This window comes from Marinobacter sp. M1C (assembly GCF_023314135.1).
Lineage (GTDB): Bacteria > Pseudomonadota > Gammaproteobacteria > Pseudomonadales > Oleiphilaceae > Marinobacter.
Window position 1 is genome coordinate 1415598 of record NZ_CP092289.1, and the last position, 15780, is coordinate 1431377.

At 51.3% G+C, this 15780-nt stretch carries 16 protein-coding genes and 2 pseudogenes; 8 read left to right on the forward strand and 10 right to left on the reverse strand.

Features of this window, described 5'->3' with window-relative positions; translation table 11 throughout:
• Nucleotides 1–30 precede the first annotated feature (30 nt).
• Nucleotides 31–279 carry a hypothetical protein gene (locus MIH19_RS06805; RefSeq protein ID WP_249008147.1) on the forward strand — a complete coding sequence of 83 codons (249 nt, stop codon included), beginning with the start codon at nt 31–33 and terminating at the stop codon, nt 277–279.
• Here the strand turns inward: MIH19_RS06805 and MIH19_RS06810 are convergent.
• Nucleotides 265–1956 (reverse strand): SLC13 family permease, encoded by a 1692-nt coding sequence (locus tag MIH19_RS06810; RefSeq protein ID WP_249018589.1) that lies wholly within the window; start codon nt 1954–1956, stop codon nt 265–267. The genes MIH19_RS06805 and MIH19_RS06810 overlap by 15 nt on opposite strands.
• 938 nt (nt 1957–2894) lie before the next feature.
• Between MIH19_RS06810 and MIH19_RS06815 the strand changes: the two genes are divergently transcribed.
• Nucleotides 2895–3299 carry a hypothetical protein gene (locus MIH19_RS06815; RefSeq protein WP_249008149.1) on the forward strand — a complete coding sequence of 135 codons (405 nt, stop codon included), beginning with the start codon at nt 2895–2897 and terminating at the stop codon, nt 3297–3299.
• A 95-nt stretch (nt 3300–3394) separates the two neighbouring features.
• Here MIH19_RS06815 and MIH19_RS06820 read toward each other — a convergent pair whose 3' ends face one another.
• The 4 genes and pseudogenes from MIH19_RS06820 to MIH19_RS06835 all read right to left on the reverse strand — a co-directional run.
• On the reverse strand, nt 3395–4117 hold the full coding sequence (locus tag MIH19_RS06820; protein WP_249008150.1) for a site-specific integrase: 723 nt from the start codon (nt 4115–4117) through the stop codon (nt 3395–3397).
• A 245-nt stretch (nt 4118–4362) separates the two neighbouring features.
• Nucleotides 4363–4755, reverse strand: a complete 393-nt coding sequence (locus MIH19_RS06825; RefSeq protein ID WP_249008151.1) for a hypothetical protein — start codon at nt 4753–4755, stop codon at nt 4363–4365.
• 191 nt (nt 4756–4946) lie between these two features.
• The gene (locus MIH19_RS06830) at nt 4947–5150 is read right to left on the reverse strand and encodes a hypothetical protein (protein WP_249008152.1); all 204 of its coding nucleotides are present in this window, start codon (nt 5148–5150) and stop codon (nt 4947–4949) included.
• A 153-nt stretch (nt 5151–5303) separates the two neighbouring features.
• Nucleotides 5304–5513, reverse strand: a pseudogene (locus tag MIH19_RS06835) (transposase domain-containing protein); the annotation flags it as partial.
• Nucleotides 5514–5693: 180 nt separating this feature from the next.
• Between MIH19_RS06835 and MIH19_RS06840 the strand changes: the two are divergent.
• The 3 genes from MIH19_RS06840 to MIH19_RS06850 are packed head-to-tail and all read left to right on the forward strand — an operon-like array spanning nt 5694 to nt 8901.
• On the forward strand, nt 5694–6956 hold the full coding sequence (locus tag MIH19_RS06840; RefSeq protein ID WP_249005994.1) for a site-specific integrase: 1263 nt from the start codon (nt 5694–5696) through the stop codon (nt 6954–6956).
• Complete coding sequence (locus MIH19_RS06845; RefSeq protein WP_249005995.1) at nt 6953–7897, forward strand: tyrosine-type recombinase/integrase; 945 nt, start codon at nt 6953–6955, stop codon at nt 7895–7897. The genes MIH19_RS06840 and MIH19_RS06845 overlap by 4 nt, the downstream gene beginning before the upstream one ends.
• On the forward strand, nt 7894–8901 hold the full coding sequence (locus MIH19_RS06850) for a tyrosine-type recombinase/integrase (protein ID WP_249005996.1): 1008 nt from the start codon (nt 7894–7896) through the stop codon (nt 8899–8901). Before MIH19_RS06845 ends, MIH19_RS06850 begins: the two co-directional genes overlap by 4 nt.
• A 150-nt stretch (nt 8902–9051) precedes the next feature.
• Here MIH19_RS06850 and MIH19_RS06855 read toward each other — a convergent pair.
• The 5 genes and pseudogenes from MIH19_RS06855 to MIH19_RS06875 form a co-directional block, all read right to left on the reverse strand.
• Nucleotides 9052–10503: pseudogene (locus tag MIH19_RS06855) on the reverse strand (IS66 family transposase); the annotation flags it as partial.
• A gap of 44 nt (nt 10504–10547) precedes the next feature.
• Nucleotides 10548–10916: an IS66 family insertion sequence element accessory protein TnpB gene (gene tnpB, locus MIH19_RS06860; protein ID WP_249008095.1), complete on the reverse strand. Its 369-nt coding sequence runs from the start codon at nt 10914–10916 to the stop codon at nt 10548–10550.
• Nucleotides 10916–11230, reverse strand: a complete 315-nt coding sequence (locus MIH19_RS06865) for an IS66 family insertion sequence element accessory protein TnpB (RefSeq protein ID WP_249008094.1) — start codon at nt 11228–11230, stop codon at nt 10916–10918. Before MIH19_RS06865 ends, tnpB begins: the two co-directional genes overlap by 1 nt.
• 285 nt (nt 11231–11515) lie before the next feature.
• A complete protein-coding gene (locus tag MIH19_RS06870) occupies nt 11516–12430 on the reverse strand; it encodes a nucleotidyl transferase AbiEii/AbiGii toxin family protein (protein ID WP_249008153.1) in 915 nt (304 codons plus the stop codon).
• Nucleotides 12423–13217: a type IV toxin-antitoxin system AbiEi family antitoxin domain-containing protein gene (locus tag MIH19_RS06875; protein ID WP_249008154.1), complete on the reverse strand. Its 795-nt coding sequence runs from the start codon at nt 13215–13217 to the stop codon at nt 12423–12425. The genes MIH19_RS06870 and MIH19_RS06875 overlap by 8 nt, the downstream gene beginning before the upstream one ends.
• A gap of 528 nt (nt 13218–13745) precedes the next feature.
• On the opposite strand from MIH19_RS06875, the gene MIH19_RS06880 reads away from it, so the two are divergent.
• From MIH19_RS06880 to MIH19_RS06890, 3 genes are read left to right on the forward strand one after another with little or no spacing between them, the layout of a single operon-like run.
• Nucleotides 13746–13895: a hypothetical protein gene (locus tag MIH19_RS06880; RefSeq protein WP_249008155.1), complete on the forward strand. Its 150-nt coding sequence runs from the start codon at nt 13746–13748 to the stop codon at nt 13893–13895.
• Nucleotides 13896–14651, forward strand: coding sequence for a tyrosine-type recombinase/integrase (locus tag MIH19_RS06885; protein ID WP_249008156.1), 756 nt, complete (start codon nt 13896–13898; stop codon nt 14649–14651). It begins immediately after the preceding gene.
• Nucleotides 14651–15772 (forward strand): IS91 family transposase, encoded by a 1122-nt coding sequence (locus tag MIH19_RS06890; protein ID WP_249008157.1) that lies wholly within the window; start codon nt 14651–14653, stop codon nt 15770–15772. Before MIH19_RS06885 ends, MIH19_RS06890 begins: the two co-directional genes overlap by 1 nt.
• Nucleotides 15773–15780: the final 8 nt, after the last annotated feature.

A 15780-nucleotide genomic window follows, 5' to 3' on the forward strand; every position in this document is an offset into this window, starting at 1 on the left:
AATCTATAAAATGCAGTTTACGTCAGTTTGATGCGCAATAAAAAAGAACAGGTTCGTTTTGCATATTGGTTCAAGCAAAAGACGATGGTGCTTCAGGAAGTCATCTATGGCAAGCCCGATTTAGGTCTGATGGTCGACCAAGGGCAGCGTTGCAAAATAGACGTCAAGGAAGGGGCGGCCAAAATGGTGAGATATGGGACTCCGCAGGGAAATCTCTGGCTGTACTCATGTGTGGCCGAAGACTTCGGTTGTTACCTCAACAATCTAGCTCTGAGTTAGTGGCCAGCCAATGATTAATACTGACACAGTCACTGCCCCGATAAACACATTCATCGGTAGTCCCACTTTTAAAAAATCACTAAAACGATAACCACCTGGGCCGTAGACCATCAGGTTGGTTTGATAGCCAAGTGGTGTCGCAAAGCTTGCCGAAGCGGCCATCATAATAGCGAACACAAAGGGCTCATTATTGAGCCCCGCCTTCTCTGACATTTCCAGGACAATGGGCAACATCAGTACGGCAGCAGCATTGTTGGTGATTGTTTCTGTCAACAGGGAAACAGCAACATAGGTGAGGACCAACATCAACCAAGGAATACCGCTGCTCAACTCGATGATGCTACTGGCAATAAATTGCGCTACTCCGGTTTTTTGTAACGCCGCGCCTAAGGCGAAGGCCGCAGCAATGGTAATGATCACGGTCAAGTCCAGACTCTTTTCAGCCTGACTGACCGAGCAGCAACCAGTGATGATCATCAGCCCTGCGCCGATCAATGCGGCATTCAACATACTGATAAAACCAAATCCTGCGGCAGCAACGACACCTACCAAGATCGCCCAGGACAGCCAGGCACGCTCATGCCGTGGTGTTTCTGCATCTAGGTCATTGATCAGCAGGAAGTCCTTGTTATGGCGCTGCCGCGTGACAAAGGCTGGCCTCGCCTCCAGCAGCAGGGTATCGCCGGCTTTCAGGCGAATGGTGCCCAGATTGCCTTTAACGCGTTCGCCGTTGCGGGCCACCGCCAACACAACAGCACCATACCGGTCCCGAAACTTCGCATCGCGGATGTTCCTTCCCAGTGCCGCGCAATGAGGCGAAACAACGGCCTCCACCAACCGACGCTCTGCGCGATCTTTGTTCAATGTGCCTGAATGCCCGTTTTCGGGCGAAGCAATAATCCCATTGATTCGCAGCAAATCCGAGATCGCTTGGGTATCACCGGCAAAAACAAGACGATCACCACCATGCAGAATTTCCTCTGAGGGTACTGCCGTCACAATAGTGCCCAGACGCTCAACTTCCACCAAGTAAACGCGTTCGAGATTTCGAAGGCCGGCTTGTGCAACAGTTTTGCCGACTAAAGGCCCATGCATGTCTACCGTGACCTCCAGTGTAAATTCCCGCAGATTGGCAAAAGCCTGCTTATCGCTGCGATCTGGCAGCCACTTAGGCAAAAACAACCAGATAAAAACCAGTCCAGCCGCTGCAACTGGAGCACCAACGGCTGTGATCGAAAACAGCGAAAAACCTGCTTCACCAGTAAGGGCTTGGTATTGACCATTGACCACAAGATTGGTGCTTGTACCTATCAGGGTCAGGGTTCCTCCCAGGATGGCGGTATAACTCAAGGGGATCATGAGTTTGGATGGCGGAATTCGGATCTTGCGCGACCAGGCATGGATGGCTGGAATCATCGTGGCCACCACGGGCGTATTGTTCATAAAAGCGCTTAGCACAATCACAGGGGCGAAAATGCGGCCCAGTGCGGATCGAACCGATGTAGGCTGCCCCAATACTTTTTTTACAAGAAGATCGATGCCGCCGGAGCTGTGTATGCCAGCCGCGATGACAAACATCGCAGCCACCGTAATCAAACCTGAATTGGAAAAACCAGCCAAGGCTTCGCTGACAGACAGTACACCGAGAGCACTGAGAATGGTCAGAACTGTCATCATTACCAGGTGCGGGCTAATTCGTGTAAACGTCAAAACGCCCAGAGCCCCAATCGTCAACGTCAAAGAGAACCAGCCTTGCCACTCCATGAAGAGCACCTTAAATCATAATAAAAGAAGGATTATACTTGCGGCTTCATAGAACAAAAAAGAATACTATATTGTTTATATATTCTATTTTAATATATTAGTTTGCGTGGGGTACTATCGCTTACGCTCCGCGGCGAGTGTAAGCGGGTCCAGTGGAGGCCTCTCTTTTTTGCGGCCGGAAGATGTTTGAGCGACTTGCGGCATTTAGCGCACCAATATCATAGGTTGAAAACTTGTACCATCAGGTGGCATTTTCAGATATTGCAAAGACGATTAACTGGTATCAAAGTCATTTGATGAGAAACAAATGCCCGCCGTGTTTAACGAGTTCGTTTTGGCAATGGTGTCATCAACGCACGTTAAGATGTTTTCTAACGGAAGCGAAAAAGCTCGGATGAAAAACGAGGTGCTTGGGCCCGATGTCACAGGTAGTGACATGAAGCAGATGAAGGTTTTTGGTTTGTGTACCCTATAAGTACCCAAGCAGAAACGAAAAAAGGCATATCCGAAGATATGCCTTTTTTCGTTGAAATATGGTCGGGACGGTAGGATTTGAAGTTATTTTATACGCTTTCTCGCACGGTAAATCAAACGGTTACGTGCGAGGGGGTGCGATGCTGAGGTCTGATTGGGACAAATTTTGGGACATCGGGGAACCTCTGAATAAGTCCCCAGAATCAGCGATAATATAACCATCGGCAATCTGACAGGGTTCAGCACTACTAAGAGTCAGATCACCTTCTACGAAGCTGAATACCAGATCAAACAGCGCAAGACTTGTTGCGAGATCTTTCTGGAACGGATGGACAAAATGACTCCTTGGAAGCAGTTGGAGAAGAAATGACCTTGCCATGGAAGACGCCCCATACGAGATTGAATCTATGCGGCACCTTGCGAGTGTGCAACTGAACAGATTGCCGGATGAAATTACTATTCTCAAGTTCCGGCATTTTCTGGAGCGCCAGGGTTTGGGCAAAGGGTTGTTCAAAGAGGTAAGCAAGCACTTGGAGACAAACGGCCTGATGCTGCGCGAAGGCAGCATTGTTGACGCCACCAACACCTACGACATCGTACCGGCGGGAACCTTCTCCACGGTGGGGAGCGGCGTGTATTCGGTGATGTTGGTTATTTTGGAATTCAAAAGCGGGATGAGCACAGGAAACGCAAAAACATCTTTTGGTTCATTGCCAAGTATCGCGGCTTGGCCAAAAACAGTAACCGGCTGCACTTGCCGGCCGCGTTCAGCAATCTGCTAACAGGTGAAAAATATTGTCTGAGGTAAGGTCAGTACGCCCGAATTCCGCCAAAATGGCGGTAAACGGGCAGAAAATGAACAAATAGCGAGGGTAATTCAAATTGTTTCGAAAACCACCTTCAATTTATTCATTTCTCGATTACTTTCCTCGCCATGTAACCACTTCGCATAAGTTGTTAGCAGAACGATAACGCTGTGGCCAAGTTGGTTCGCCACAAATGCGGGAGTCATTCCTGCCATCAGGGATTGGGTAGCGTACGTATGGCGCGTGTTGTAGGTTCTTCGGTGTCTTATGCCCAGCGCCTTTAGAGCTGCTGTGAAGACCACCCTGGGTGGTTTGTCCGTAAGCCATGCCTTAGTCGTTCTTGGGCTTCGAAAAACCTGCTCACCAAATTGATAGGTTAATTTTTTTGCTTCATAAAGTGCCTCTTTGGCTCTGTCATTCAACAAAACCTCCCGAGCTCTATTAGTTTTTGTTTGATGGTTTAGTTGGCCTCGGATACGGGTTTTGCTCACCTTTACTGCACCGCGATTCCAGTCAATATCATTCCAAGTTAGAGCCAGCATTTCGGAAGTCCGCATTCCCGTCCAGAACGCAAACTGTACATAGGTAGCATAGATTAGTTCCGACCCTTCATTGTTGGCGTATAAGTATTCAATGATCTTTTGAGCCTCTTGAGGGGAAAAAGGATCAACTTCCGCTTTCTGATGTTTCATGTTTTTAATTTTTTCTGCTGGATTGCGGTCAATCACTTCGTCATCAACTGCCATCTCAAAAACCTGCCGTAATGGTATCAAAACATTGTTTCGGGTTTTCATAGATTTTCATTCGATTTCTGCAACATCTTGCTTTAATTAAGATACGGTAAATGAATCAATTGGCCGAGTTGCATATAGAGGTTGCCAGTATTTCATTAGTGCTTTCCTATATGTGTCTAGAGTATTGTCAGAAACAGAGGCGGTACTTAGATATATTTGAGCGTACTCGCTAAATAGTGGTACATTACTGTTAACATATTCAGGCTGGTCGAACTGCGGAAAATGTTCCGCAAGTTCTTTCCATGTTAGTGTTTGGAACTGGGCTTTGCTCGTGAGCTCAGTTCGTAGACGGGCTGCCTGCCTGATGTTTGTTTTGGTTGGTTTCCGCGGCCAGACCGGCTCGTACCGCTTCCCTTCCCAAGTAAATCGAATTTTAATACCTGATCCGTGGGGACGGATGCCTGCGGGAAATTCCCTAGTAGCCATGTCTTTACACCTTTTATTGAAACCCAAATTTGACCATCAGGGTCACGAACGAATTGTTCACCTGCTTTCCATTTCCCTTCCCGAATTTTACCCTTGGCCCAGTGAGACCCTTTTCCAAGGATTTCACAAACTCGTTGATGAGGCAGCCAGTCTAATGATTCCAGGTCAATGGTTATTGGAGAGTTGTTCAGCACTTCATTAATTGAATTCATGATATCTATATTCCTGAGCTAGTCGGCATGTTTATTACATTGTTTTAAATAATGTATTTCTGTTTTTCATGCTTACTATTTTACTACATTTAGCGTTTTGACCAAGAAGATAGATGTATAAACGAAAAATATAAGAGTTCTGTCGGTGTTTGATAAATTCTCTGCAGAAAAAATACTGCAGAGTTAATATATTAAAACCATTTAGGTCCACTGGATTGGAAAAGATCATCTTCGCTTAATTTATTAGTGTCTTCTTTTTCAGTTTGCAGCCGGATGAATTGAGACTTTTCTCCTTGATGCGTTCTGATAAGCAACGAAATCTCCACTTCATGAAATTCTTCTACTTCTTGAGCGAGATCTCGAATCTCTTGCATCAGGGCTTGAATGTTGCACATGTAGTTCTCCTGGGTGGGATTGGGCTCCAGTTCAGACTACAACATTGTTTCAGAGGAGCAAGTAGATGAGGCGAGCAGTTGTTGGCGGTGACGCATGGGCGAAACTAGCGTAAGCGCCGCTAAATCGACCCTCTTGCACTTAGTCGAACGGAGTCACTTTTTTGGAGCCTGCTCCAGCTCCGCATTCCACGGTAGTAGCTGTTCAAGTTTTTCTAGTGTCTGTGCGTCAGCAATGCGTTCCAGCACATACTGGATATAAGCTGAGGGTTCCAAGCCGTTAGCTTTTGCGGTCTCGATTAGCGAGTAACAGGTAGCACTGGCACGAGCGCCCCGCGAGGTATCTGAGAACAGCCAGGCCTTCCGGTTATGGTCACGTTTCCATAACCGCAATTATCCGTGGTTCTCGATTATGGAAGGTTGCCTAAGACAAATCCCACCAAGTCGCTATTTTTCAGCGCTATAAACGGCTCACTGCGCTGACTTGCCATACATAATTCTCGGTGCTTTCTTTGTAGCTCTCTACCATCACGAAGGAGAGTTGCCATGCTTGATTCTGCATATTCGAAGCATGTACAGAGAACGAGTGAGTGGTTCGCCGGTACAGTACTTGGTTCCAGTGAGGATCCTTACGTTAAATACCTTGCCGAGCGCGGTTATGCTTCTGGCACCATCGAGGGATATTCCAGAAGTGTCGCGCATTTTGCTCACTGGTCCAGAGGACAAGATGTCCATCTCTCAGACATGGGCGAAGCGTTAGTTAAACGCTTCATTGACGAACACCTGCTGGTGTGTCGATGCGCAACTCGGTGCCGACGTGCGCGTAAGGAAGTCCGCGCCGCACTCGGGCATTTACTTAAGATGCTCAGAAGCAATGGTCAATGCAGACCAAAAATATCTGTAGTTCCTGCTCCTATCGCAGCGCAACTAGAGGATTTCGAACAGCATCTTGCCGATGTGAGAGGTCTGGCTCCGACCACCCGTTTGGCCCGGGCACGCCATCTGCGCGATTTTCTCATCGATAGTTTTGGCGCTGGGCCAGTGCAACTGAGCTTACTTGGGCCGGCGGATGTGATCCGCTTCTTCGCCCACTACACAGCAGCATGGGCACCCGCGTCGATTAGTACAGCCACTTCGTCGCTAAAAACTTACTTTGCCTTCAGAGCAAGTCAAGGAGAGCAGACGGCAGCGTTGATTGCCAGCCTTCCTCAAGTCGCACAATGGCGTCTTTCTGGATTACCGCAGGTACTCTCCACCAAGGAGGTGGAGCAATTTCTCAATGCCTTTGATCGCCGCCATGCAACGGGCAAGCGCGATTATGCGATAGCCCGTTGCCTTCTCGATCTGGGCTTGCGTCGAACGGAAGTGGCTCGCCTGCAGCTTGACGATGTGGATTGGCGAGCAGGAACGCTTTATATCCACGGTAAAGGTAGGCGCATCGATATCCTCCCGCTACCAGACGCAACCGGCCGAGCGATCGCACAATATTTGCAGGATGGTCGGCCACAAACGACTCGCCGTGAGCTGTTTGTTCGACATCGCCCACCACTCAACGCCCCGGCCGATCCGGATATCATACGCAATGCCATACGTAATGCAGCGCAACGCTGCGGTCTTGGACACCGCATTCGAGGCACGCACATCTTGCGGCACACACTGGCCGGTCGACTGGTGCACAGCGGCGCCAGATTCAAAGAAATCGCCGACCTGTTGCGCCATCGCAGCCTCGACACCACGACAATCTACGCCAAAGTCGATATTCAGGCGCTAGCACAGGTGGCCCTGCCGTGGCCTGGGAGGAAGTCATGAACACGCCAGAAACATTTGCCCCCACGGTAGAGGCATACCTGAATTACCGGCGGCAGGCAGGGTTTTTACTGAAGATTGAGGGTGAGCAGCTAGAGCGTTTCGCGCGCTTTTCCGAACGCATCGGCCATCAGGGTCCACTGACAATTAAGCTGTCTGAGCAGTGGGCCTGCGCTTCACGCCAGCACAAACGGATCACTGCCGCCCGGCGTATCGAAGTGTTGCGTCCCTTTGCTCGATACTGCCTACAGTTTAATCCTGCGACCGAGATTCCACCCCGTGGGCTCTTCGGGCGTGCTCATCGTCGGCTGACACCGCATATTTATACGGACGCCGAAATCTGCGCGTTGTTGGAAGCCTGCGCCTCTCTGCCCCCGTCGGGTGGTTTACGGGGTGCCAGTTGCGCCACGATCTTCGGACTTATCGCCTCAACAGGTTTGCGGATCTCTGAAGCTACCGGGTTACAGCGCCCGGATGTAGATCTCGAGCACGGATTGCTGCATATCCGGAATGCCAAGTTCGGTAAGTCACGCTGGGTGCCATTGCATTCCACCACGACAAACGCGTTGCAAGATTACGAACGTCTGCGCGATAACCATCCTCTCGCCGCCAATACCAAGGCGTTCTTTGTATTTGATTATGGCCGGTCCGCGTCGATCTCTAGTGTGGAATATGCCTTCAAGTTATTACGACAACAATTGAAGTGGCGTTCTCGTGGTGATCATCCTGCGCCACGCATCCATGACCTTCGGCACTCGTTTGTCTGCCATAACCTTGAGCGCTGGTATGCGCAAAACATCGATATCGAACACCACATTCTAGCGTTATCTACCTACCTCGGACACGCTAAGATCACCGATACCTACTGGTACCTGACGGCGACACCCGAGTTGCTGGCCAAGGCGGCCTTGCGTCCCGAACTTTACCAGGGAGAGCTATTATGAGCGCGCCAGCACCGTTAAGTTTTCCATGTCTATTACAGCGGTTTTTCGTACAGCGGCTGATGCAGCAACAGCAGGCAAGCCCGTGTACCGTTGCGGCCTATCGTGACAGCTTCCGATTACTACTTGAATTCGCCCATCGGCGGCTAGGGAAACAACCCAGCGACCTGGTGCTTGATGATTTGAACGCGGGTCTTATTTTGGATTTTCTCCAGTACCTCGAGGTGGAGCGCCATAACTGTGTTCGTAGCCGTAACGCACGCTTCGCCGCGATCCGGTCCTTCATGGCGTACGTTGCTTACCAAGAACCTTCAGCTCTTGCCATTGCGCAATCAGTGCTGGCAATCCCGATGAAGCGCTTCGAGCACCCGTTGGTCGGATTCCTCTCACGCGAGCATATGCAAGCCATTATCGCGGCACCGGATCAAAACACCTGGACGGGACAACGTGATCGAGTAATGTTCGCCACGCTCTACAATACCGGAGCCCGTGTATCCGAGCTGACTGGGATGCTGGTGGGTGATCTGGTTCTTGACCCCAGTGCTTCCTCCATTCACATCCGCGGCAAGGGACGCAAAGAGCGCGCGGTGCCATTGTGGCCAAATACGGCCGCACAGCTCAAACGCTGGCTGCGAGAATCCCCACGCTCCTTCGAGCAACCGCTTTTTCCGAATAGATCCGGCGGCCATTTGACACGCATTGGCTTGACCGAGCGATTGAAACTAGCGGTTAAATGCGCCGCCAGACAATATCCTGAACTAGCAAAGCGACGGGTATTTCCGCACCTGATTCGGCATTCCATCGCCATGCATATGTTGCAGGCTGGGGTTGATATAACCGTCATTGCGCTGTGGCTCGGTCATGAAAATCTATCCACCACTCATCAGTACATCGAAGCTGATCTTGCGATGAAAGAACGAGCGTTAAAGAGCCTGCAAGCGCTTCCCCTCGCCCCATTACGATACCGGCCATCGGATAGCGTCCTGCGGTTCTTACAGAGCTTGTGATTATGCATGGTTAACAGGGACATTAAACCGTAAGGAGATATAGGATAGATGTTGTTTTGTTTGGTTATTATCGAACAAAACAGCATCCATTCTGGCATATCGTCCATGTCTCTAGGCGCAACCTTCCATAATCGAGAACCACGGATAATTGCGGCCAATTGCGAACGGGCGGATGGCGTTCTCAGCCAGTATATTGCTGATCTGCAGATCGCCTCGATCGCAGTATCCCACCAACCAGGTCCACTGGTTCAGTGTGTACTCCATGGCCTTGCGGGTCAGCGAGCCTTTCAGCACTTTGTGAACGTTGGCCTCCAACCAGGTTTTGAGCGCGTCCAGCTGCGGCAGGCTTTTGGCCTGACGGATGCGATGGCGCTCGGCATCACTTAACTCTTTGATCTGGCGTTCGATCGCATAGAGCTTGTTGATATGGCTCAGCGCCACATCGGCTTTGGCGACAATGCCTTTCTTGGCTTTGCCTTTTCCCTGTGCCGCTTTGGACGCTTCGACGAACTTACGGCGGGCATGATCCCAGCAACCGATCCGAGTGATTGCGTTGGCACGGCACACCTGCCCATAGCCGGAGTAACCATCTGCTTGCAGGATGCCTTGGAAGTCGTCGAGCAGGCGCACAGGAACGCTGCCGGCACGGGACGGATCGTAGTCGAACAACACTGATGGCTGATCCGGCGGGCCGCCGCGGGTGACCCACATCCATTTGTCGGACTGGGCGGTTTTGCCGTCCTCTTTCAACACCTGTATCCGGGTTTCATCAGCTTGCAGGTAGTCACTGCTGTTTTGAACCTCCCGCATCAGGTGGATCAGGGGTTTGAGCACGTCTTCCAGCCGGATGACCCAATGGGCCATGTTGGTACGGCTGACCTCATGTCCCAGGCGCTTGAGCATTTTTTCCAAGCGATACAGTGGCAGCCCATCGGCGTATTTGGAGGTAATGATGTACGCCAGCAGTGAGGTGGTGACGCTGCACTTGCCCAGCGGGTGAACCGGGCGCTGGGCGGCAAGGATGCGTTCCTGACCGTCTTGCTCGAACACGGCCTTTTCCTGCCAGTACTCCAGGACTTTCAGTTGGGCCGGGATAAACTGCAGCTCTTCCTTCACCTTGGTGAAGAACACTTTGCTTGCGCCGACCTTTTCTTCATCACTGAGGGTCAGCTCGATACGCTCACGCAGCAGAACATCGGAGAACCCGCGTTGACGGCGCTTGCGGGAAGCGCGAGGCGCGTCATCTTCCTCGACGTCGTCCGGCAGTTGATCGCGCAGGGCGTCGATTTCAGCTTCCAGTTCCGCTTCATCAAACAGGTGGAACTGATGGGCCAACTTTTCGCTGCTGGCTGCGAACTGCTGGATTCTCTTCAGACGCAGCAGTTCTTCAAGCAGCTGGATGCGGGTATGACAGCTCTGGATAACGCTTGCGTGCTGCTCAAGCACTTTATCTCGTTGTTCAAGAGCCTTATCGCGTTGCTGGAGTTCAATCTCTTTAGCCGCGAGTTTTTGCTGAAGTTCCTCGACAACAGCCGTCATTCCAGCGGTAGAGAGACCGCTGAAATCGGGTGTCGTCATAGGTGTTTCAGGCGTTGTTTTCATGCAGAAAGTATAGCAAAAACAACACCCTGAAGCACGATATTTGACTACCCAATGGCGTCATAATGCAGGGTATTATGGCCTTTCAACAAAGCAATATCATAGCCATCCAACAGCCAGTTAATTTGCTCGCCGGTCAGTGCCATCAGCTCATCCGATGGGCTCGGCCACTTGAACCGCTCCTCGGCCAGCGCCTTGTAATAGAGCACAAAACCGTTGTCCTCCCACATCAGGCACTTGATCTTGTTACGTTGCCGATTGGTGAAGGCGTAGAGCGCACCGGTAAAGGGGCTGCGCCCCAGTTCCTGTTCGACCAGCAGCGCCAGGCCGTTGGCCTGTTTGCGGAAGTCGATCGGTGCGCGATAGAGATAAATCTCCGGCATCTCCCGTGCTGGACGCAGATACCGCGTCTTCATCACAACTGCCTCAGGATCGCACCCAATACATCCACATTACCGACGTGGAGACCTGTGATCACGACACCACTGGGCAGCGTCAGGGTCAATTCCGGATGCGTGATAAGGGGCCGGGGCTCAATCGCCGTCACGCGGGTAAACCCTGCGCTACCCTGTTGCTGATTCAGATCGTCTTCCAGAAGCTTGCGTCGCCAGTAGGTAAACTGATGGTAGGTTATCGAGTGTTGCTTACAGTAGGCTGCGCCCGACAAACTAGATACTTGCCAATCGATGAGGCATTGCTGCCAGTATTGGTGACGGTCTTCAGTGGTCATCGCTGATTCCTCGTGGTTGTTACGATGGAATCAGTGTGGCGCGGTCAGGTTGGGCAAAACAGGTGCTGATTTATTGGCGCTTACAAACTAGCTGGCACCCTTTGTGCTTTGATGCAGGTTAATTTTGTTTTTTAGCTCTGGCTATTTTTTTTCTTGGCCGGGGCAATAGCATAATTCGTAGTATGGAGTAATTAGTATTATTTATCCTTCTTTTGCGAATGCCCCGAGACCCTCAAAATGAAGGGGTCAAGGGCGTCAGCTTCCAGTTCTATGAGACAGTGTGGTTTAAGCCTTCAAAATGCGCTTTAATGTCTGCAGGGCTTGAGTATGATTAGCGGCGCTCATTTTTGAGAGGTTATGCAGCTTCCAGCGCACCGCGGGTAGTCGTTCAACGCCTTCGAGACCGAGCAGTGACCAATCAGGAGAGCGCTGCTTGAATGTGATCAGAAATCGTCGTTCTGATTCTGTTAGTGATGAATTAACAATATCAACAAGGCGTTCCCGAGTAGCCACTAGCTCTTTTAATGGCACGTCGTCTTGCGTCATGCTCCGAAACTCACTCTCATACAGGTCAGAGATGTCCTTGGAGCGCGGGTGCAACAATTCGGCGATTGGTCGGTTGTGGCTGATCATATAGACCAATAAAGCTTTCCTCAGGCTGTCGTTGATCCCTTCGTTGTCTAAGAGCCATTTCACGTCGAATAAATCTCTGGGATGCTGACGATCCAGAGCGGCGCAAATTTTTCCTGCGTACAGATCTGAGAAGTGAACTACTTGCATTTCTGCGAATCCAAATTCTTCTTCTACGCCGTCACAAACAGACATGACCATTGGTTCGTAGACTGTTCCACGCAGCACTGGAGAGAGTTCAACTTTGACCAGGGAGTTACCCTTGCTGACTGTAAGTCGTAGCGCGTCCTGTTTGTCTCTGAACGATTCAACGACGCGAGCATCATGAAGATCGGAGCGGATCGATTGAGCTAATTCAGAAAGACTTTTCCGAATCGTATCCAGCGCAGCCTCGCGTTCTATCATGGGAAGAAATACTAGATCAATGTCTACTGATAGACGAGGGAAGTCGCGGATAAAAAGGTTGATCGCTGTTCCACCTTTGAGGGCAAAACATGGATATTTAGCGATGTGAGGAATGAGCTGCAGCAAAAGCTGGACCTGACTGTAGTACTGACTTCGCTTATCCATGCATAGTGTCCTCGTGCATTTCTTTGGGAACAGTGATGGCCCACCGAGTATTGAGCTTGCCGCGTTTGGCTATCAATCGCTTACCTGATCCTAAGTCATATTCGCTTGGCTTGAGATGCTTAAACCAAGCATGGCCTTGCCGCTCAGCTAACCAAAGAAATAATCGTTTAACCTTAATGTGAAGACAGTCTCTCAGGAGGGAATCGATTTTTTTCGGTGACAGATTGGAAAGCCCCTGCATCAGTGCTGCTGCGTGTTCGAAACTGACCTTTGAAGGCACTTCGGTAAGCACTTCAAGCATGGCTTTCTCCGGACAGGAGTATGCGACAGAAGGTAGTCCATCTTGCCAGTTCAATTCGCGAAGAAACCGCGAGTCCTCCATTGTGCGCTCGGACCATAATGTGAGAGTGCCATGACGCTCAAATTGAGCAGCAACTGGAATTCTACTGACCCATCCTGGTAGGGGGTGCTGGGAGTAGAGCTGAACCCGCACTTCTGCGCTCGTTGACAAAAAATGTGTTAATCCGGCGAAATCCAGCGCCGTTAAACCGCCCACGTGAATGGGCTTTTCTGACATCCGCTGAAGCGATGCAACGACGCCCTGCCAGCTAATAGATTTCTCGTAGAGTGTGTATAGGCCAGACGCGAGAGGGATCAGAGTGCGACTGCGTATGGCGTTGTCTAAAAAATGCAGGTTTAGACCCTGATCGATCAACCACGATTTAGTCGCCAACATGGAGGGTGGCAGCAAATATTTGAGCTGTTCGCGAGCCTTTTTATTGAGCATAGTTTGGAAAACCCTTAAAATACGGCAATTACCGCCGTGATAATGGTAATTTCCAAACTATCTTAGATTCAAGAGTTTAATTTATCTAGGATTTTCGGCGTTTTTTGCCGTAAAAAAAAGGAAAAGTAAACTATTTGGCCTCGCACATAAGTTTACGGTTGAGCAGGATTTTTGCTGAACTGAAGGTTGATAGGAGCGAGCCTAAACTAAAACGCATGAATGGCCAAATCAGGTGAAGCGGCCCAGTCTTGGTGTACGTCCCTCATACCTCGTGGCTCACCCCATTTGTTGTTCCGAAAGAGGCCTACAGCGGTGTTAATTGCTTTATCCGCTGAACCATAAGTGTCTAGGGCCATGTCACCGTGAAGAATGCTCCAGGAAACCTGCGCAGCGAACTGCTCGATATCGGGTGTTGAACTAAACCGCTTCGCGGTAGCGACTACGCCCGATCATTTCCTGCAAGATTGGGAGTCTTGACGGATACTTTTGAGTAGCCCGAGTGGGCTATTCAGAAGAGGAGTGTCTGTCATGACACCGTTACGTCAGACCATGATCCAGGCCATGTGCCAACATGGCTTTTCCCCCCGAACCCAGCACAGTTATCTTTACGTAGTCACTGCGCTGGCCCGTTATTATCGGCGATTGTTCGGCGTCAACTATCCTGTCCGGTCATCCTAATTGTCGCCGAACAGGCGATCGCCCGACCAGCTGAAGGTTGAAGACTTACAAGTCTTTTTCAACTATCTGGTGCAGGAGCGTTCCCTGTCATCGGCCAGTTGCCGTGTTTACCTTCATGGCATCCGGTTTCTGTATCTGAAGGTGCTGCACTGGGCGCACTTCGATGTAACCCTGGTGCTGCCCAAGCGACCTCAGCGTATTCCAGAATTACTGACACGCCAGGAAGTCGCGCGCCTTCTGGCCGCTGTTCTTAACCCCAAGCACCAAGCCCTGTTATCCGTCACCTATGGATGCGGTTTGCGCGTCAGCGAAGCGGTCGCGTTGAAGGTCAAAGACATTGATGGTGAACGCCATCTGCTGCGGATTGAGCAGGGCAAGGGCGCCAAAGACCGGATGGTGCCCTTGGCTCCCGGGTTACTCCAGGCGCTCCGTCGCTATTGGCAGATTCGCCATCCCATGCTCTGGTTATTTCCCAGCGATTTACTGCCAGACAGACACCTTCATATCACCACGCCTCAGAAGGTCTACCACACAGCCAAGACAACCAGTGGCATTGAAAAATGCGGTGGCATTCATGCCTTGCGGCATGCCTACGCCACACACCAGCTGGAACGGGGCTTACCCATTCATGAGCTGCAACGGCTCTTGGGGCACAGCGATCTGCGCAGCACTCAACGGTATCTGCACTGGTTGCCCGGCGTTACACCCCAAAACGGAGGACCCGCAGACCTGATCGCAAGTCTCGGAGGTGCGTGATGGCGGGCACACTGAGCGTTCAAAGCATACTGGCACGATTTCTTCCGGGTCAGACACTGGACAGTCACCGTCGTAAAGTCTGCGCCCGCCTAACAGACTGCCGAACCGCCCGCATGGGCGGTATGGACATGCGTTGTGATCATTGCCAGGCCCGCTCCATCTGCTACTACGGATGCCGGGATCGCCATTGTCCGCAATGCCAGGGCCATGCAACTGAACAATGGAGCGCACGTCAGCGCTCCCTGTTACTGCCGGTGCCTTACTTCCATTTGGTGTTTACGCTACCTCACACCTTGAACGGCTGGGTTCAGCTCCATCCCGACGTGATCTATCGCTGTCTGTTCGCCGCCGTCTGGGACACGCTTAAACAGTTTGGGTGCAACACCCGGCACCTCGGCGGCGAACTGGGTATGACGGCGGTGCTCCACACCTGGGGACAGAACCTGAGCCGTCATGTTCACGTGCATTGCTTGATCCCCGGGGGAGTGTTGACCGGCACCGGTGATTGGCACAAAGCCAAAAGCCACTACCTGTTCCCGGTACGGGCCTTATCCCGGCGTTTTCGAGGACGAATGGTGTCGTTGCTAAGAGCGGCGGTGAACGCCGGTGAACTGCACCGGGTGACCCGCAGCGGTGAGGTTGATGGTGTGCTCGACGGCTTGATGCAACACGAGTGGGTGGTCTACACCCGACACTGCCTGAGCCAGGCCGAGAGCGTGGTGGATTATCTGGCGCGCTATACCCATCGGATTGCCATCAGTAATGGGCGTTTGTTGACGATGGAGGATGACCGGATCGCGTTCCGCTATAAGGACTATCGGGATCATTCCCGATTGAAGACCCAATGGCTGGATGGCCAGGAGTTCGTGCGGCGGTTCCTGATGCACATCCTGCCGAAGGGCTTCATGCGAATTCGTCATTTTGGCTACCTGAGCAACTGCACTCGACGCCGCAAACTGGCGGTTATCCGGCACTTCTTATCGCAGCCGCCCAAACCAGAAGCGACACTGGAAAGCCCGGCGTCTCAGCGATGCTGGCCGTGCCTCCTCTGTAACAACGGTCTGGTTCGGATGATTCGTCAGGTTCCACGATTTAGACCAGCGGTGATCCTAACGGGGTAACCCATCTC